Annotated in this window: 14 protein-coding genes; 3 read left to right on the forward strand and 11 right to left on the reverse strand. The window is 71.5% G+C overall.

Features of this window, described 5'->3' with window-relative positions; genetic code table 11:
* Window position 1 precedes the first annotated feature (1 nt).
* The 4 genes from cydC to ASD90_RS11005 form a co-directional block, all read right to left on the reverse strand.
* The gene (gene cydC / locus ASD90_RS10990) at window positions 2–1,918 is read right to left on the reverse strand and encodes a thiol reductant ABC exporter subunit CydC (RefSeq protein WP_082588640.1); all 1,917 of its coding nucleotides are present in this window, start codon (window positions 1,916–1,918) and stop codon (window positions 2–4) included.
* Window positions 1,915–3,657, reverse strand: a complete 1,743-nt coding sequence (cydD, locus tag ASD90_RS10995; RefSeq protein ID WP_056755823.1) for a thiol reductant ABC exporter subunit CydD — start codon at window positions 3,655–3,657, stop codon at window positions 1,915–1,917. The genes cydC and cydD overlap by 4 nt, the downstream gene beginning before the upstream one ends.
* 73 nt (window positions 3,658–3,730) lie before the next feature.
* Window positions 3,731–4,780 (reverse strand): cytochrome d ubiquinol oxidase subunit II, encoded by a 1,050-nt coding sequence (gene cydB, locus ASD90_RS11000; protein ID WP_056755826.1) that lies wholly within the window; start codon window positions 4,778–4,780, stop codon window positions 3,731–3,733.
* Window positions 4,781–4,796: 16 nt separating this feature from the next.
* Window positions 4,797–6,275: a cytochrome ubiquinol oxidase subunit I gene (locus ASD90_RS11005; protein ID WP_056755827.1), complete on the reverse strand. Its 1,479-nt coding sequence runs from the start codon at window positions 6,273–6,275 to the stop codon at window positions 4,797–4,799.
* A 195-nt stretch (window positions 6,276–6,470) separates the two neighbouring features.
* Between ASD90_RS11005 and ASD90_RS11010 the strand changes: the two genes are divergently transcribed.
* The gene (locus ASD90_RS11010; RefSeq protein WP_056755830.1) at window positions 6,471–6,836 is read left to right on the forward strand and encodes a GntR family transcriptional regulator; all 366 of its coding nucleotides are present in this window, start codon (window positions 6,471–6,473) and stop codon (window positions 6,834–6,836) included.
* A gap of 33 nt (window positions 6,837–6,869) precedes the next feature.
* Here ASD90_RS11010 and ASD90_RS11015 read toward each other — a convergent pair whose 3' ends face one another.
* Complete coding sequence (locus tag ASD90_RS11015) at window positions 6,870–7,085, reverse strand: hypothetical protein (RefSeq protein ID WP_056755836.1); 216 nt, start codon at window positions 7,083–7,085, stop codon at window positions 6,870–6,872.
* Window positions 7,086–7,238: 153 nt separating this feature from the next.
* Between ASD90_RS11015 and ASD90_RS11020 the strand changes: the two genes are divergently transcribed.
* Window positions 7,239–9,296, forward strand: a complete 2,058-nt coding sequence (locus tag ASD90_RS11020) for a discoidin domain-containing protein (RefSeq protein WP_056755840.1) — start codon at window positions 7,239–7,241, stop codon at window positions 9,294–9,296.
* A gap of 51 nt (window positions 9,297–9,347) precedes the next feature.
* On the opposite strand, the gene ASD90_RS11025 is transcribed toward ASD90_RS11020, so the two are convergent.
* From ASD90_RS11025 to ASD90_RS11050, 6 genes are all read right to left on the reverse strand, one after another.
* On the reverse strand, window positions 9,348–10,133 hold the full coding sequence (locus ASD90_RS11025; RefSeq protein WP_056755845.1) for a DUF402 domain-containing protein: 786 nt from the start codon (window positions 10,131–10,133) through the stop codon (window positions 9,348–9,350).
* On the reverse strand, window positions 10,130–11,449 hold the full coding sequence (gene paaK, locus ASD90_RS11030; protein WP_056755847.1) for a phenylacetate--CoA ligase PaaK: 1,320 nt from the start codon (window positions 11,447–11,449) through the stop codon (window positions 10,130–10,132). The genes ASD90_RS11025 and paaK overlap by 4 nt, the downstream gene beginning before the upstream one ends.
* A 113-nt stretch (window positions 11,450–11,562) precedes the next feature.
* Complete coding sequence (locus ASD90_RS11035) at window positions 11,563–12,432, reverse strand: amino acid ABC transporter ATP-binding protein (RefSeq protein ID WP_056755850.1); 870 nt, start codon at window positions 12,430–12,432, stop codon at window positions 11,563–11,565.
* Window positions 12,432–13,376, reverse strand: coding sequence for an amino acid ABC transporter permease (locus ASD90_RS11040; RefSeq protein WP_056755854.1), 945 nt, complete (start codon window positions 13,374–13,376; stop codon window positions 12,432–12,434). The genes ASD90_RS11035 and ASD90_RS11040 overlap by 1 nt, the downstream gene beginning before the upstream one ends.
* Before the next feature lie 8 nt (window positions 13,377–13,384).
* The gene (locus tag ASD90_RS11045; RefSeq protein ID WP_056755858.1) at window positions 13,385–14,287 is read right to left on the reverse strand and encodes an ABC transporter substrate-binding protein; all 903 of its coding nucleotides are present in this window, start codon (window positions 14,285–14,287) and stop codon (window positions 13,385–13,387) included.
* Between the two features lie 198 nt (window positions 14,288–14,485).
* On the reverse strand, window positions 14,486–15,565 hold the full coding sequence (locus tag ASD90_RS11050) for a ScyD/ScyE family protein (RefSeq protein ID WP_157623153.1): 1,080 nt from the start codon (window positions 15,563–15,565) through the stop codon (window positions 14,486–14,488).
* Between ASD90_RS11050 and ASD90_RS11055 the strand changes: the two genes are divergently transcribed.
* Window positions 15,474–17,093 carry a DEAD/DEAH box helicase gene (locus ASD90_RS11055; RefSeq protein ID WP_056755863.1) on the forward strand — a complete coding sequence of 540 codons (1,620 nt, stop codon included), beginning with the start codon at window positions 15,474–15,476 and terminating at the stop codon, window positions 17,091–17,093. The two genes, ASD90_RS11050 and ASD90_RS11055, sit on opposite strands and share 92 nt — an antisense overlap.
* The last annotated feature ends 236 nt before the right edge of the window (window positions 17,094–17,329 follow it).

Raw genomic sequence — 17,329 nt, forward strand, 5'->3', positions numbered from 1 at the left:
TCTAGCGGCGGCGCCGGTCGGCGCCGTTCGTGCGGTCGTGCGTGTGGTCGGTGCTGTCGTGCAGGTCGGTGCCGCCTGCGGTCGTGGCTGACATCGTCCCCGATGGCCGGCGCACCTCGAGGACCTGGTCGAACAGGTCGGCGCCGTCGTCGCGGTGGGTCACCATGATGATCGTCTGCGCGGGCGCGTTCGTGCCCGCCACCCCTGTCGTACCCGGTGCGCTGCCGAGCCGTGTCAGGTCCTCGACGACGGCGCGGGCCGTGGGCGGGTCGAGGTGGGCCACCGGCTCGTCCAGCAGCACGACGGGGCGCCCGCTGACGTGGGCCCGGGCGATGCCGAGCCGGGCCCGCTCGCCGCCGGAGAGCCCGCGACCGCTGGACCCGAGGGTCGTGTCGAGTCCGTCGGGCAGACCCTCGAGCAGGTCCGTGAGGCCGGCGGCCCGGAGCGCGCGCCCGACCTCGGCGTCGTCCGCGTCGGGACGGGCGAGCGTCAGGTTGTTGCGCAGCGTGGTGGCGAAGACGTGGGTCTCGTCGTCGACGACGGCGATGTGCCCGCGGGTCTCCTCCAGAGGTCGGTGGAGCACGTCGGTCCCCCCGAGCAGGTAGGTCCCGCCCGACGGGTCGAGGTGCCGGGCGAGCACGGCGAGCAGGGTCGACTTGCCGCTGCCGTTCGGCCCGGTGACGGCGACGCGGCTGCCGGCCGGGACGTCGAGGTCGGTCGGGGCGAGGTCGGTGCGGTCGCCGGTCCACGAGGCGGTGAGCGCGCGCGCCCGCACGTCACTGCTGGCGTATGCCGTGTGCCCGGGCCGGGTGCCCGCCGTGGGGTCGTCCGCGTGGCCGGGGTCGTCCCCGGGGGCAGGGGCATCGGCGACGGCCGCCTCGTCGTCGGCGCCGGCAGCCTCGTCGGCGACGGCCGGGGCGAGGTCCAGCAGGGCGTCGATGCGGTGCTCGCTGCCCCGGGCCCGGGCGAGGGCGCGCATGGCGTCGACGAGCGGCGTGACGGCCTCGGACACCGCGACCGGGGTCAGCACGAGCAGCGCCTTGACGGGGGTCGAGACGGCGAGGTCCTGGGCGATGACGGCCGTGGCGGCGACGGCCGCGCCGACGGCGACGAGGAAGAGCGAGGCCGCGGTCGCGCGACCCGCGCTGATGCGACGGGTGACCCGGTCGAGGGGGGCGTGGGCCTCGTCGAGCCAGCCGAGCGCCGTGGCCCAGCCGCCGACGGCGCGCAGCTCGCCCGACTGGCTGGCCATGAGCTCGCTGACGCGCGTGACCTCGGCCCGGGCGGCGAGCAGCTCTGGCAGGGAACGGGACTCGAGGTACGCCGCGAGCGTGCTGATGAGGCACACGGCGACGCCGAGCCCGAGCATGACGAGGCCGACGGGCAGCGACAGCAGCATCGTGAGCACGATGGCGAGGCCCCCCGCCACGGCCGTCGAGATGACGGGCACCGCGACGCGGACCTGGGCGTCGACGACGTCGGTGAGGTCGTCGACGACCCCGGTGAGCACGTCGGACCGGCGCCGGCGACCGAGCCGGGCGGGGGTGAGCGGGACGAGAGCCTCGTAGGCCGATGTCCGCCGCTCGGCGAGCATCGCGAGGGCGGCGTCGTGGCTCGTCAGGCGCTCCCAGTAGCGGAAGACGGGCCGCGCCATGCCGAAGGCGCGGACGGCGACGATGGCGGTGAGCAGGGTGAGGATGACGGGCTGCTCCGAGGCCCGGACGATGAGCCAGCCCGAGGTCGCCGTCAGCGCCATGCCGGACGCCGTGGCGATCCCGCCGAGCAGGCCGCCGCGCACCGTGCCCGCCGACGGCCACCAGACCCGCCCCCGCGCACTCGCGGTTCGAGGTGATGCCGGCACCGACGTGGGGTGCGCGATCACCTCGACACCGGGGTCAGGGGTCGGGAACGTGCTCATCGGTCGCCCTCCTCTCCTGCGGGTCGAGGTGATCCCGGCAGCGACGGCGCCCCCGGGATCACCTCGACCGGGGAGGCGTCGGCGGCGGCGAGGACGAGGTGGTGGTCGGCGTGGGCGAGCAGCTCGTCGCGGTGCGTGACGGCGACGACCACGCGGCGCTCGGCGAGCTCGGCGACGACAGCGGCCACGTGTTCGGCACCCTCGGGGTCGAGGTGCGCGGTGGGCTCGTCGAGGAGCAGCAGCGTCTCGGGCGAGAGCCAGGCCCGGGCGAGGGCCAGCCGCTGGCGCTGGCCGGCGGACAGGCCGAAGCCGTCGTCACCGAGATCGGCGGACAGGCCACCGGGGAGGGCCGCGACGACGCCGTCGACCTCGACCGCGCGCAAGGCCTCCCACAGCTGGTCGTCGGTGGCCGGGTGCCCGATCGTCAGGGCCGATCGCACCGACCCCGTCGCGAGGAACGGCCGCTGCGTCACGTAGTGCGAGGCCGGCGTCTCGACGGTCCCGGAGCCGGGGCTGCGGAGGCCGGCGAGCAGGTCGAGCAGCGTCGACTTGCCCACGCCCGAGGGGCCGGTCACGACCGTGAGGCCGGGCCCGGCCGCGAGGTCGAGGTCACGGAGCACCGCAGCCGGCGACCCGGCATACGCGTAGGTGACGCCGACGACCCGCACCTCACCGACCCGCCCGCCCGCCAGTGCCACCCCACCGAACGCGGCGTTCGGTCGCGAACGCGTTGTTCTACCAGTGAGTTCGGCATCGAACGCGGCGTTCGGTGCGGGGGTCGAAGAGGACCGGGGTGCGGCGGGGGTGGGCTCGAGCTGGGCGAGGATCACGTCGAGGGCGACGGCGCCGTCGGCGGCCACGTGGTACTCGGCGCCGACCCGTCGCACCGGCCAGTAGGCCTCGGGTGCGAGCAGGATCGCGACGAGCCCCGCTCCGAGCGTCATCGAGCCGTGCGACAGACGCAGGCCCACGGTCACGGCGACGATCGCGACGGAGATCGTCGCGAGCAGCTCGAGCGCCGCGGACGACAGGAACGCGATGCGCAGCGTCTCCATCGTCGCGTGCCGGTGCCGGTCGCTGACCTCGCGGATCGTCGTGGCCTGACGGCGCGCCCGGCCGTAGGTGACGAGCGTCGGGAGGCCGCGGACGACGTCGAGGAAGTGCCCGGACAGCGAGGCGAGCGCAGCCCACCGGCGCTCGGTCGAGTCGGCGGTCGACTTGCCGATGAGGGCGGCGAAGACGGGCAGGAGCGGCAGCGTCAGCACGACGACGAGGGCGCTCGGCCAGTCGACGACGAGGAGCGTCCCGATGGCGAGCACCGGCACGACGGCCGCGGTGACGAGCGTCGGGAGGAAGCGGGCGGCATATGGCTCCACGGCCGCCGTGCCCGCGGTCGCGAGCGAGACGGCCGCTCCCGGCTCGAGGCGTGCGTCCGCGTCGACGGCGCCCCAGCGGCCGAGCAGCGCCGCGCGGAGCGCCGACGACACCGAGACTCCCGCCCACGCGGCGACCCGCTCGGTCGCCGCGGCGAGGACCGCTCGCACGGCGAAGAGTCCGAGCAGCCAGGCGAGCGGCGCCACGAGGTCGGTCCCCTCGACGACCGCGACGACGACCGCGGACAGCGCGAACGCCGTGGCGATCGTCGCCGCACCGCCCGCGACGCCGGTCGCGGCGAGGACGGCGACGGGCTTCCGGGCGGCAGGGACCGCCCGTAGGAGTCGTGGGTCGAAGGGCTTCACCGAAGGTGCACTCTCTCGGCTCGTCGGAGGCGTGGGATGGGTCGGATGGGTCGGGTCGGTCTGGACCGGCGCGTCAGCGGGAGACGGTCTCGCGCGGCGCGTCTTCGGGAATGTGCTTGACGGTCAGGCGCTTCCGGAAGACCCAGTAGGTCCAGCCCTGGTACATCAGGACGATCGGGGTGAAGATCAGCGCGACGATCGTCATGACCTTGAGCGTGTAGTCCGTGCTCGACGCGTTGGCGATGGTCAGGTTCCAGTCGGGGTTGGTCGAGCTGGGCATGACGTTGGGGAACAGCACGAGGAAGTACGTCGCGACCGCCATGGCGATGGTGACGGCCGTGCCGATGAAGGCCCATCCCTCACGACCGACCCGGTTGGCCGCCAGGGCGCCGAGGAGAGCGGCGGCGGCGACCACCGTGGTGACCCACGAGGCGAGCTTGCCATCCGTCAGCCCGAGCCAGAGGAGCAGGGCGACCGCGAGCACCGCGGCGACGACCCCGACGCGCTCGGCGACCTGGCGTGCCTCGTGACGGATCTTCCCGTCGGTCTTGAGGGCGACGAAGATCGCGCCGTGCGTGAGGAACAGCGTCACGAAGACGAGCCCGCCGAGGAGGCCGGCCGGGTTGAGCAGCGTGAAGAGGTTGCCGGTGTACTCCTTGTTCGCGTCGATCGGCACACCGCGCACGATGTTGGTCAGCGCGACGCCCCAGAGGAGTGCGGGCACGAGCGAGCCCCAGAAGATCGCGAGGTCCCAGCGGGCCTTCCACCGAGCCTCGGGCCGCTTGTGGCGGTACTCGAAGCCGAGGTTGCGCACGATGAGGGCGACGAGGATGAGCAGCAGCGGTAGGTAGAAGCCGCTGAACAGCGTGGCATACCAGTGCGGGAAGGCGGCGAAGGTGGCTCCACCGGCGGTGAGCACCCACACCTCGTTGCCGTCCCAGACCGGGCCGATGGTGTTGAGCAGGACGCGGCGGCGCTTCTCGGCGTCGGCGGCGTCGGCCGCGTAGCGCTTGCCGCCGAGGACGGGCATCAGCATGCCGACGCCGAAGTCGAAGCCCTCGAGGACGAGGTAGCCCGTCCAGAGCACGCCGAGGACGATGAACCAGAAGGTGGCGAGATCCATTGCAGCTCAGCCCTTCTCAGTAGGCGAAGACGAGGGGTGCGTCCTCGTCCCGGTCGGCGGGGTCCTGCGGCTCCTCGAAGGGCTCGGCCCCCTTGCGGACGTAGTGCAGGAAGAGCTTGATCTCGACGACGGCGAGCGCGCCGTAGAGGAGCGTGAAGACGACCATCGACGTGATCACCTCGCCCATCGAGACACTCGGCGAGACGCCGTTGGCTGTCGTCATGAGGCCGAAGACGAGCCAGGGCTGGCGGCCGACCTCAGTGAAGATCCAGCCGAAGCTGTTGGCGAACACGGGAAGGAGCGGAGCGGCCACGGCGGCATACGCGAGCCACCTGGCGGTCGGGGTGCGCCCCTTGCGCGTCAGCCAGAGCACGGCGATCGCGATGAGCGCCGTGACGATCCCGAGACCGATCATGAGACGGAACGTCCAGTAGGTGGTCGGGATGTTGGGGACGAAGGCGGTCGCGACGTCGGCCACCCGGGGGTTGCCGCTCGCACCGTACGTCTTGGCGTACTCGGTCTTGAGGTCGTTGATGCCCCGGACGGCGCCCTCGAAGTTGCCGGTCGCGAGGAAGCTCAGCAGGCCGGGGATCTCTATGATCGCGTTGGCGTGCGACCCGTCGAGCGAGCCGACGGTCAGCACCGAGAAGGGAGCGCCGTCACCCGCGGGAACGGACTCGTAGAGTCCCTCGGCTGCCGCCATCTTCATCGGCTGCACCTCGGTCATGATCTTGCCCTGCACGTCGCCGGTGATGGTGACGCCGACCGCGGCGACGAGCGTCAGGACGGCGCCGATGCGCGTGGCCGTGCGGTACATCGGGGCGTCGGTGCGGGCGACGTCCTGCGCGTCGTCGGCGGCCGCCTTGGCCTCGCGGCGCATGAGCCAGAGCGAGACGCCCATGACGACGCCGGCACCGGCCATGTAGGCGGCGAAGATGACGTGCGGGAAGGTGACGAGCTGGACCTTGTTGGTCAGCACCGCGAAGAAGTCGGTCAGCTCCGCGCGGCCGCTCGCGGCGTTGTAGGTGTAGCCGACCGGGTGCTGCATGAACGAGTTGGCGGCGAGGATGAAGTACGCCGACAGCACCGTGCCGATGTGCACGAGCCACATCGTCGTGGCGTGCAGCTTCTCGGGGAGCCGGCCCCAGCCGAAGATCCACAGCCCGAGGAAGGTCGACTCGAGGAAGAAGGCGAGCAGCGCCTCGATGGCCAGCGGCGCCCCGAAGATGTCACCGACGAAGCGCGAGTAGTCGCTCCAGTTCATCCCGAACTGGAACTCCTGCACGATGCCCGTGACGAGCCCGAGCGCGAAGTTGATGAGGAAGAGCTTGCCGAAGAACTTGGCCAGCCTCATCCACTGCGGGTTGTGCGTGCGCACCCAGGCAGTGTGGAAGACGGCGACGATGAGGGACATGCCGATCGTGATCGGCACGAAGAGGAAGTGGTACACGGTGGTGATGGCGAACTGCCACCGTGCCAGGTCCGTTGCATCCATGGGGGCTCCGCGAGGGTCGCACCAGAACTACATGACGTAGTAGATGCTAGCGGGTGGGTTTCTCGGGAGTGGACCCCATGTCCGGGGATGCGCGTGACACCGGTCACGGGCGGGGGCGTGGACCGCGCCCGCCGGGGCGTCGACACGCGCCCGCCGGGCGTTGACACGCGCCCACGGCACTGCGTTACTCACCGGGTGACCGAACTCGACATCGTCGTCGACCCCGCCTCCCACGAGGCCGCCTTCGAGCAGGTGCGCGCGCAGGTGGAGGCGAGCATCCGCAGCGGCCGCCTCGTGCCGGGGGACCGTCTGCCCACCGTGCGGGCGCTCGCTGCCGACCTCGGCCTCGCCACCAACACGGTGGCGCGGGCGTACAAGGAGCTCGAGGCCGCGGGCCTCGTCGAGACGCGCAGCCGCGCCGGGACGGTCGTCGCGTCGGGCGAGCACGCGGTCGAAGCCGCGCTCGGCGTGCTCGCGGCGCGCTACGTCGCGGCAGCCCGGGCGGCCGGCGTCACCGACGCGTCAGCCGTGGAGATCGTCCGGCGCGCCCAGCGCGGCTAGGCCACGACCGAGGGCGTATGCCGGGTGGCCCGGTCAGGCGTGACGGGCAGGCTTGGCGCCGAGCGGGCTCGGGGCCTCCGCGCGGACCGAACGGGTCGACGGCACGGGCTGGTGCAGGGGGTGCAGGATGCGGGCGACCGTGAGGCGGCGCGAGCGGTCGCGGCGGGACGGGCGCGTGCGCGGCGTCGGCTGCGTGGTCTGCTCGGGCCAGGCGCCGATGATGCGTGCGGCCTGCGGGGGGATGCCCATGACGTGCTCCTCGTGGCTCGTGTGCTGAGGGGTCGTGGCGGCCCCGACGGTCAGAGGTCAGTGGGGGGGTGGTGATACGTCGGCGCGCGCAGCGCCCTTACCGGTGGTAACTTCGCCGGAATCAGGAGACCCTCACTCCTCGGGGAGGCTTCGATGACGAAGCGCTGGTTCCGGACCATCCCTCGACCCCTGGTCGCCGTCGCGGCAGCTGCCGCGGTCGGGGCGGCAGGCCTGAGCACGGCTGTGGCAGCGGGTGATCCGTACGCGCCAGTCAACCCGCAGAGTCCCGACTCGCAGGTCGACGTCGCCGGACCGCCGTTCAGCGGGACGCAGCCCGACGGCACGGTGCGCGGCTACGTCGACGCCCACACCCACCTCATGTCGAACGTCGGCTTCGGGGGCAACATCGTGTGCGGAGCGACCTTCAGCGCGAACGGGATCGCCGACGCGCTGAAGGACTGCGACAACCACTACCCCAACGGCCAGGCCGCGCTCATCGAGAACCTCACCAACAAGGAGGGCGGCAACCCGCTCGCCACGCACGACCCCGTCGGGTGGCCGACGTTCGCGGACTGGCCGAGGTGGAGCAGCCTGACCCACCAGCAGATGTACTACAGGTGGGTCGAGCGGGCCTGGCGCGGTGGCCAGCGGATCATGGTCGCTGACGCGGTCAACAACAACGTGCTCTGCAGCCTGCCGACCCAGGTCAACCGCTACTCGTGCGACGACATGGACACCGTGCGGCGCCAGATCGCCGAGACCAAGAAGCTCGAGGCGTTCGTCGACCAGCAGTACGGCGGCACGGGCAAGGGCTGGTTCCGGATCGCCTACTCCGCCGACGAGGCCCGCGCCTACGTCGCCCAGGGCAAGCTCGCCGTCATCCTCGGTGTCGAGGTCAGCAACCCCTTCGGCTGCAGGCTCACCCTCGGCGTCCCCGGCTGCACCAAGGCGCAGATCGACGCCGGCCTGACCGAGCTGCACGGGCTCGGGGTGCGCTCGATGTTCCTCTGCCACAAGTTCGACAACGCGCTGTGCGGCGTGCGCTTCGACGAGGGCACGCAGGGTGTCATCGTCAACCTCGGCAACTTCCTCGACACCGGCCAGTGGTGGCAGGTGCAGACGTGCACGGGCGAGCTGCACGACCACACCGTCGCCAACGGCGTCATCCCCAAGGAGCTCGCGCCCTACCTCCCTCTGGGACTCGTCCTGCCGATCTACCCCGAGGGGCCCCACTGCAACCCGCGCGGGCTCTCGTCGCTGGGGGAGTACGCCCTCGCCGGCATGATGCAGCGCGGCATGGTCGTCGAGGTCGACCACATGAGCGTCAAGGCGGCCTCGCGCACCCTCGACCTGCTCGAGGCCGCGAACTACCCGGGCGTCGTCTCGTCGCACTCGTGGATGGACACCCACTTCACCGAGCGCCTCTACCGCCTGGGCGGGTTCGTCACGCAGTACGGCCACGACGCCGACGAGTTCGTCGACACGATGCACACGGACGAGGCGCTGCGGGCGAAGTACCACGTGGGCTACGGCTTCGGCATGGACATGAACGGCTTCGGAGGTACGCCGGCGCCGCGGTCGGGCTCGAACGTGACCTATCCCTTCACCACGCTGGGCGGATCCCAGGCCGACCGCCAGGTCACGGGCCAGCGCACGTGGGACTACAACGTCGACGGCGTCCCGCACTACGGGCTCATCCCGGACTGGGTCGAGGACATGCGCCGGATCGGCGGCCAGCAGGTCGTCGACGAGCTGGCGATGGGCGCGGAGTCCTACCTCCGGACGGCCCGCGCCGCCCAGACGTGGTCGCTGCCGACCGACCTCGCGACCGGACGTCCGGCGACGGCCAGCAGCTACCAGTGGGACCTCTTCACCGACCTCCGCGCGCCCCGCGCCGTCGACGGGCGGCGCGACACCCGCTGGGCCAGCGCGTGGAGCGACAACCAGTGGTGGCGGGTCGACCTCGGCTCGGCGCGACAGGTCGGTCGCGTCGTCCTCGACTGGGAGTCGGCCTGTGCCCGCGACTACCGCGTCGAGGTCTCGACCGACGGGTCGACCTGGACGACGGTCGCGAGCCGCACCGGCGCCGACGGCGGCCTCGACGTGCTCGCCTTCACCCCGACGACGGCCCGCTACGTCCGCGTCGTCGGCACGAAACGCGCGACGTCGTACGGCTACTCGCTGTGGGAGGTCGGCGTCCAAGCGACCTGACCCGCGCCCGCGAGGGGCAGGCGGCAGGCGGCAGGCGCGACGTGTGGACTGTCAGTCGACGAGGTCGACCTGCCAGTGTTCGTCGTCGCGCAGCCCGGGTGCCGGCCACGCCGGCTCTGGTCGCCACTGCGTCCACTCGTCCCCGAAGGGCCAGTCACGGCGGTCGAAGGATGCGCGCCCGTGCTCGCCGTTGTGCCGGATCATGTCGGCCCGCTCGGCGGAGCACCGACGCTGCTCGACGGCGGCCTCGAGCTCGTCGGCGTCCTTGACGTTGACCGTGCCGTCGGCCTCGATCCAGAGGTCGAGCACGTGGTCGCCGGTGAACGTCTCCGTGCCGCGACGCTGGTGGACGGTCTCGAGGTTGACGTACCAGCCCTCGAACTCCCAGCGGTCGTAGGCCGCCGGGTCGGCCGGGTCCGTCGGCGCACCTTCGAGGTCGGGCACGTCCCAGAAGAGCCACACCGACCACGGCGCCTCGACCGGGGCGATCCGCAGGATGCCGGCGCCGCGCCACCGCGACCGGGCCTGCACGCGCTGGGCGTCGCGGAGGAACCGCTCGCCCATCGGCACGTCACGCAGGTCCGAGCCGTCGGCATACCGCTTGGTCAGCTGCACGGTGCCCGGCGCGAGCCAGGCGACGAGGCCCCGCTCGTCGTCACGGACGACCCGCATCGGGGACGCGGTCTCGGGACGTCCCGGCTCCCACGCGTGGTCGCGGTAGCGCCACATGACGACGTCGCCGGGCACGAGGAAGGGCGCCACCCCCAGCGGGCGGGCACCCTCCGGCGCCGTGACGGCATACGGCTCGAGCACCGGTCCCGTGCCGGTCGTGCTCATGCCTTCGGCCGCTCGTCGACGATGCGGCGCGCCTTGCCGATGGAACGCTCGATCGAGCCGGGCTCGCGCACCTCGACGCGGCACGTCGTGCCGATGCGCGCCTTGATCGTCGCCTGCAGCGTCCGCGCGATCTCCTCGGCGGCCCCGGGCTCGAGCCGCGAGAGCGGCTCGACGAGGACCGTCAGCTCGACCATCCGACCCGGCTGGGTCAGGACGCACTGGAAGTACGGCGACAGCCGTGGGTCGGCCAGCACGTGCTCCTCGATCTGGGTCGGGAAGACGTTGACGCCGCGGACGATCATCATGTCGTCGGTGCGCCCGGTGACCTTCTCCATCCGGCGCATCGACGGCACGGCCGTGCCCGGCAGCAGGCGGGTCAGGTCGCGCGTCCGGTAGCGGATCACCGGCATCGCCTGCTTGGTCAGCGACGTGAAGACGAGCTCGCCGACCTCGCCGTCGAGCAGGACCTCCTCGGTGATCGGGTCGATGATCTCCGGGTAGAAGTGGTCCTCCCAGATGTGCAGGCCGTCCTTGGTCGTCGCTGCCTCCTGGGCGACGCCGGGCCCCATGACCTCCGACAGGCCGTAGATGTCGACGGCGTCCATGCCCGTGCGGCGCTCGATCTCGCGGCGCATCGACTCGGTCCACGGCTCGGCGCCGAAGATCCCGACCTCCAGGCTCGTCGCCGCCGGGTCGATGCCCTCGCGCTCCATCTCGTCGAGCAGGCTGAGGAAGTAGCTCGGCGTCACCATGATCACGCGCGGCTGGAAGTCGCGGATCAGCTGCACCTGCCGCTCGGTCATGCCGCCGCTCACCGGGACGACCGTCGCCCCGAGCCGCTCGACGCCGTAGTGCGCGCCGAGGCCGCCGGTGAAGAGGCCGTAGCCGTAGGCGACGTGGATGACATCGCCGGGGTGGCCGCCGGCGAGGCGGATCGAGCGGGCCATGAGGTCGGCCCACGTGTCGATGTCGGCCTTCGTGTAGCCCACCACGGTGGGGCGTCCGGTGGTCCCCGAGCTCGCGTGCACGCGTACGACCTGCTCGCGCGGCACGGCGAACATCCCGAAGGGATAGTTGGCGCGCAGGTCCGCCTTGGTCGTGAAGGGCATCCGGCTGACGTCCTCGAGCGACCGCAGGTCGTCGGGGTGGAACCCGTTGGCGTCGAAGGCGTCCCGGTAGTGCGGGACGTTGTCGTATGCCGCCCGCACCGTCCGCTGCAGACGCTCGAGCTGGGTGCCGCGCAGCTCGTCGACCCCCAGGGTCGGGATCTCGTGGTCCGGCAGTGCCGGGCGGCTCGCGGGTGACTCCGTCGTCATGACCCCATTCTGCCCACACCGCGGGCACCCGCCCGCCGGGCGCCTCCCCGCAACGTCGAGTGGGCACGTCCTCCCGGGGAGAACGTGCCCACTCGACGTGAGGAGCGGGAGGCTCAGGCGTCGGGAGCGTCCAGCTCGTCGGCGTCGGCGCGTGCCTCGTCGTGCTCGGTGCGCATCCGCTTGAGGAACGACTTCGTGCGCTCGTGCTGCGGGTTGCTGATGACGTCCTTCGGCTTGCCCTCCTCGACGACGACGCCGCCGTCCATGAAGACGACGTGGTCGGCGACGTCACGGGCGAAGCCCATCTCGTGCGTCACGACGATCATCGTCATGCCCTGGTCGGCGAGCTCGCGCATGACGCGGAGCACCTCACCGACGAGCTCCGGGTCGAGCGCGGACGTCGGCTCGTCGAAGAGCATGAGCTTCGGGTCCATCGCGAGCGCCCGGGCGATGGCGACGCGCTGCTGCTGGCCTCCGGAGAGCTGGGCGGGGTAGGCCCTCGGCTTGTCGCCGAGACCGACCTGCTCGAGCAGCTCGAGCGCCCGCACCTTCGCTGCCTTCTTGCCCGTCCCACGCACCTGGACGGGCGCCTCCATGACGTTCTGGAGGGCCGTCATGTGCGGGAAGAGGTTGAAGCGCTGGAAGACCATGCCGATCTCGCGGCGCTGAGTCGCGATCTGCTTGTCGGTGAGGTGGTGCAGCTGCCCGCCGTGGTCGCGGAAGCCCATGAGGTCGCCGTCGACCCAGATGCGGCCGCCGTCGATCTCCTCGAGCTGGTTGATGCAGCGCAGGAACGTCGTCTTGCCCGAGCCCGACGGCCCGAGCAGGCACACGACCTCGCCCCGGTGCACGTCGAGGTCGATGCCCTTGAGCACCTCGGTGCCGTGGAAGCTCTTCATGACGTTGAGGGCCCGCACGAGCGGCTGGTCCTCGCCGGTGCGTGAGCGCGCGTCGGGCCCGGAGGCCGTGGTGGTGTCTGACATCAGGCGCCTCCCGCCCCGGCCGGTCGCGCGAAGCGCTTGTTGGGTGCACCCGTGCCGAAGCCCCGGCCGAAGCGCTTCTCGAGGAAGTACTGCCCGACCATGAGGACCGAGCCGACGATGAGGTACCACGCGGTGACGGCGACGAACGCCGGCATGATGAGCAGCGTGCGGTTGCCGATCGCGCTCGTCTGGTAGTAGAGCTCGGTGATGACGGGGATCGCCGAGAGCAGCGACGTGTCCTTGACCATGGCGATGGTCTCGTTGCCCGTCGGGGGCACGATGACGCGCATCGCCTGGGGCAGCACGACCCGGCGCATAGCCTGGCCCCGGTTCATGCCGAGGGCTGACGCGGCCTCGGCCTGGCCGCGGTCGACCGACAGGATGCCGGCCCGGGCGATCTCTGCCATGTAGGCCGCCTCGGAGACGCCGAGGCCGATGATGCCGGCGAGCAGCGTGCTCGAGAACTGGTTGACGTTGAGCGTGAAGAAGGTGAAGTCGCTCGACAGCCCCATGAACGAGGCGAGCTGCTGGCCGAAGGGCACACCGAAGTCGAGCCTGTTGTAGAGGAAGCCGACACCGCTGCCGATCATGGCGAGGAGCACGAGTCGCGGGATGCCGCGGAAGAACCACGTGTAGACGAACGAGACTCCGCGCAGGATGGGGTTGTCCGACAGTCGGAGCACGGCGATGATGATGCCGCCGACGATGCCGATGGCCATCGAGCCGACCGTCCCGATGATGGTGCCCTTCCAGAGCCCCTCGATCACCGGCGTCTGCTGCATGATCTCGAGCGCCTTGGTGAAGTTCCAGCGCGGGTTGGTCAGGAACGAGCTGACCAGCATGCCGACGAGCACGAGGATCACGGCGAGCGCGACCCATCGGCCGGGGTGGCGCACCGGCCGGGCGTCGATGACGCCCGGCCGGTCCGAGGTGGTGTCGGTCATCTGCGTGCTCAGGGGTTGACGGCGAAGGTGTCGATGGCGCCGGCCTCGACGGAGTACTGCTTGAGGGCCGCCTCGTAGCTGCCGTCGGCCTTGGTCGCCTTGAGGGCCTCGACGAGGAGGTTGGCGAAGTCGGTCTGGTCCTTCGGCACGACGTAGCCGTAGGGGGCCGAGTCGTAGATCTCGCCGAGCGCCTCGAGCGTGCCCGTCTGCTTCACGGCATACAGCCCGACGGGGGAGTCGGCCAGCATGGCGACCGTCTTGCCGCTCGCGACGTCGGCGGTGACCTGGTCCTGGCCGGTCTGGATGACCTGCGTGATGCCGGGCTTGCCGGCGTCCGTGCACTTCTTGCTCCGCGCGGCGAGGTCCTCGGCCTGCACGGTGTCCTTCTGTGCGCCGATGCTCTTGCCGCACGCGTCGTCGATGCTGACCTTCTCGGGGTTGCCCTTGGCGACGACCCACTGGGTGCCGGCGCTGTAGTAGCTCACCATGTTGACCTGCTTCTTGCGCTCAGGGTTGATGGTGAAGCTCGAGACGCCGACGTCGTACTTGCCGCTCGTGACGCCGAGGATGATCGTGCCGAAGCCGGCGGGGACGTACTCGGTCTTGAGGCCGAGCTTGGCGGCCACGGCGTTGAACACCGAGACGTCGAAGCCCTCGACGGTCTTGCCGTCGGAGCCGAGCATCTCGTTGGGGGCGTAGGTCGGGTCGGTGCCGACGACGATCTTGCCCGCGGACTTGATCGCGGCGGGGACCTTGGCCGCGAGGGCCTGGTCGACCCCGCCACCGGCAGCCGTCCCGGTGGGCGTGCTGCCCCCGCCCGGCGAGCTGGAGAGCGAGTCCGAGCCGCAGGCGGAGAGTGTGAGGCCGGCGGCGATGAAGCCGGTGACGGCGATGAGGGGCATGCGACGCATCAAGATGGTCCTTCCGGGGCGAACACGGTCATTCCTTGGCAGGCGCGACGGTGCGCCCGCTGATGCGGCCGATCCTGCCACCTTTCGGTGCGGGTGCCCACGGATGCTGCCGAACCGTTAGCGGGGACACAGGAACGCCCCGGGCGCGCTGGCCCGGGGCGTTCCGTGACGGCATACGTGCGTATGCCGTGTCGCCGGCTACCGCTTGAAGCGGATGACGCTGCCCGGCTCGTTGACCTCCGGTCCGGTGGGTCCGAAGCTGATGTCGGCGAACTGACCCACGTACAGGTAGCCGCCGTGGACCTCGACCGCGAGCGGCCGGTCGACGGTGACGGCGGTGGACCGCTTGCCGTTCGCGAACTTCGTGACCTTCCCGCCGAAGAGCTCGGTGGCGTAGAGGGTTCCATCGGAGGCGACGGCGACGTTCCTCGCGCCGAGCAGTTCGCTCGCGACCGTGGTGCGCGCCCCGGTCGAGGCGTTGACCTTGAAGACCTTGCCGCGGGCGCCGAGGGCCGGGCTCTCGGGGCCGCCCGGCAGGATCGACACGTAGAGGGCGCCGTTCTGGTCGACCTCGACGTCGGTCGGCACGGGCTCGAAGGCGTACGTCACCCCGACGAGGCAGTCGAAGGCGTCGGCCGGTGCCCCGAACTCGGCAGCGAGGGCCTCCACCATCGGCTGGGTCAGCGTCACCGGCTGCGGCGGCAGGACCGCGACCGTCGACAGGTGTCCCGTCCGGTCGACCTTGAGCACGGCGTTCATGCCGGCGTCGGCCACGTACCAGCCCGACGGGCTCCACGCGACGGAGTACGGGTGCGTGTCCGTGATGCCGGTGTAGGTGGCGGGGCCCTCGCTGAGCTCGCCGAGGATCGCCTCGGCGCACGGGTTGCCGTTGGCGACGATCCCGTACGTGACGTCACCGTCCGGGTTGTGCACGGCCTCGTATTGGGCGAGGTCCGCCACGACATCCGGTCTGCCGTTCGAGGGAGTCGGCCCGGTTAACGTCTTCGGCGCCCGCTCCGGTAGTCTTTGTCCCAGTGGCCCGCCCAGTTCTGCCTCGGGCCGCTTCTTCTTGGCCTGGCGGAGTGTCGCCGGCCCCGTCGATTCGCTCTTGCGCCGCGACACCTCACAGCTGAGGCCCTTCGCGCCGGGCAGAACGACCGCATCCACTTTTTGGAGTACCCAACCTGTGTCCACTGACACGAACTTCGCCGCTCTCGGCGTGCCCGCCGACCTCGTCACCATCCTCGACGGCCTCGGCATCACCACCCCGACCCCCATCCAGGCCGCGACGCTGCCCGACTCCCTCGCCGGGCGCGACGTCCTGGGCCGTGGCCGCACCGGCTCGGGCAAGACGTACGCCTTCCTGCTGCCGCTCCTGACGCGCCTCTCGCAGTCGCGACGGAGCCGCCTGGCTCGCCGTCCGCGCGCCCTCATCCTCGCCCCGACCCGCGAGCTCGTCACGCAGATCGACACCGCGATGGCCCCGCTCGCCAAGGCGCTCGGGCTCAACTCGCAGACGATCTTCGGTGGCGTCGGCCAGAACCCGCAGGTCCAGGGCCTCCGGAACGGCGTCGACGTCATCGTCGCCTGCCCCGGCCGCCTCGAGGACCTGATGCAGCAGGGCCACGTCAACCTCGACAGCATCGAGGTCACGATCCTCGACGAGGCCGACCACATGGCCGACCTCGGCTTCCTGCCGGGTGTGCGCCGGATCATGGAGAAGACGCCCCGCAACGGCCAGCGACTGCTCTTCTCGGCAACGCTGGACGGCGCGATCAACGTGCTCGTCAACAAGTTCCTCCACCAGCCCGTGACGCACGAGGCCGACTCGGCGCAGTCGCCCGTCTCGACGATGAGCCACCACGTGCTCCACGTCGACAACGGCTCGCACCTGCCGGTCATCCTCGACCTCACCGCGGCCCCCGGCCGCAAGGTCGTCTTCACGCGCACCAAGCACCGGGCCAAGAAGCTCGCCAAGCAGCTCAACGCCTCGGGAGTTCCGGCCGTCGAGCTGCACGGCAACCTCAGCCAGGGCGCCCGCACGCGCAACATGGACGACTTCCACTCGGGCCGCGCGCAGACGCTCGTCGCGACCGACATCGCGGCCCGCGGCATCCACGTCGACGACGTCGCGCTCGTCATCCACGCCGACCCGCCGGTCGAGCACAAGGCGTACCTCCACCGCTCTGGCCGCACCGCCCGCGCGGGCAACGACGGCATCGTCGTCACGATGATGCTCGACGACCAGGTGCGCGACGTGCGTGACCTCACGCGCAAGGCCGGCATCAGGCCGACGACGACGCGCGTCCAGCTCGGACACCCGCTCCTGACCGAGCTCGCCCCCGGCGACCGGTCGTATGCCGGTGGGCTCGTCCGCGAGGACGCCCCGTCCCGCTCGGGCTCGAGCTCGAACTCCGCGTCCGGTGGCTCCGGCCGCGGTCGTGGCCGCAGCGCTGGCGCGTCCGGCGCTGGCCGGGGTGCTGGTGCCGGTCGTCCCGCTGCCGAGCACGGTCGCGGACCGAGCGAGGGTGGTCGCGGTCGTGGCCGCGGTGACCAGGGTTCCGACGCGCAGGGCGGTGGCGCCCGCGGTGCCGGTCGCTCCGGTGGTCGTGGCGCTGGTGCGGGCCGCGGTCGTGGCGGCCAGGGCGGCGAGGGCCAGACCGGCGGTCGCCGTCAGGGTGGCGCCGGCAGCGCGGGCGGTTCCGGCCGCCGCGGTGGCTCCTCCACGGTCTACTCGACGAGCAGCGGTGGCAGCGCCGCGTCGTTCTCCGCCGGCACCCGTGCCGGCAACCGCCGCTCCCGCTGACCTCCCCACTTTCAACCGTCGAGTGGCCACGTGTGGCCCACCGCCAACCGTCGAGTGGCCACGTACGGCCCACCGCCAACCGTCGAGTGGCCACGTACGGCCCATCGCCATCCTGATCGTCGAGAGCCCGCCGGCGCAGTGCCGGACGTGGCCTCTCGACGATCGGAAGGCGGCGTGTCGTGGCCTGTCGACGTTCGGGACGCGGCGTGTCGTGGCCTCTCGACGGTGGGAGTCAG

Origin of the sequence: Terrabacter sp. Root181 (assembly GCF_001428505.1) — a bacterium.
Lineage (GTDB): Bacteria > Actinomycetota > Actinomycetes > Actinomycetales > Dermatophilaceae > Terrabacter.

What these genes read in the sequence shown, in the direction of transcription:
- cydC (WP_082588640.1), bottom strand. Translation starts at nt 1,918, where the DNA reads ATGAGCACGTTCCCGACCCCTGACCCCGGTGTCGAGGTGATCGCGCAC.
- ASD90_RS11050 (WP_157623153.1), bottom strand. Translation starts at nt 15,565, where the DNA reads ATGGGGGTCGGGGTGGTGATGCCGAGGCCGTCGAGGATGGTGACGAGG.
- ASD90_RS11020 (WP_056755840.1), top strand. Translation starts at nt 7,239, where the DNA reads ATGACGAAGCGCTGGTTCCGGACCATCCCTCGACCCCTGGTCGCCGTC.
- ASD90_RS11035 (WP_056755850.1), bottom strand. Translation starts at nt 12,432, where the DNA reads ATGTCAGACACCACCACGGCCTCCGGGCCCGACGCGCGCTCACGCACC.
- ASD90_RS11040 (WP_056755854.1), bottom strand. Translation starts at nt 13,376, where the DNA reads ATGACCGACACCACCTCGGACCGGCCGGGCGTCATCGACGCCCGGCCG.
- ASD90_RS11025 (WP_056755845.1), bottom strand. Translation starts at nt 10,133, where the DNA reads ATGAGCACGACCGGCACGGGACCGGTGCTCGAGCCGTATGCCGTCACG.
- ASD90_RS11005 (WP_056755827.1), bottom strand. Translation starts at nt 6,275, where the DNA reads ATGGATGCAACGGACCTGGCACGGTGGCAGTTCGCCATCACCACCGTG.
- cydB (WP_056755826.1), bottom strand. Translation starts at nt 4,780, where the DNA reads ATGGATCTCGCCACCTTCTGGTTCATCGTCCTCGGCGTGCTCTGGACG.
- paaK (WP_056755847.1), bottom strand. Translation starts at nt 11,449, where the DNA reads ATGACGACGGAGTCACCCGCGAGCCGCCCGGCACTGCCGGACCACGAG.
- ASD90_RS11045 (WP_056755858.1), bottom strand. Translation starts at nt 14,287, where the DNA reads ATGCGTCGCATGCCCCTCATCGCCGTCACCGGCTTCATCGCCGCCGGC.
- ASD90_RS11015 (WP_056755836.1), bottom strand. Translation starts at nt 7,085, where the DNA reads ATGGGCATCCCCCCGCAGGCCGCACGCATCATCGGCGCCTGGCCCGAG.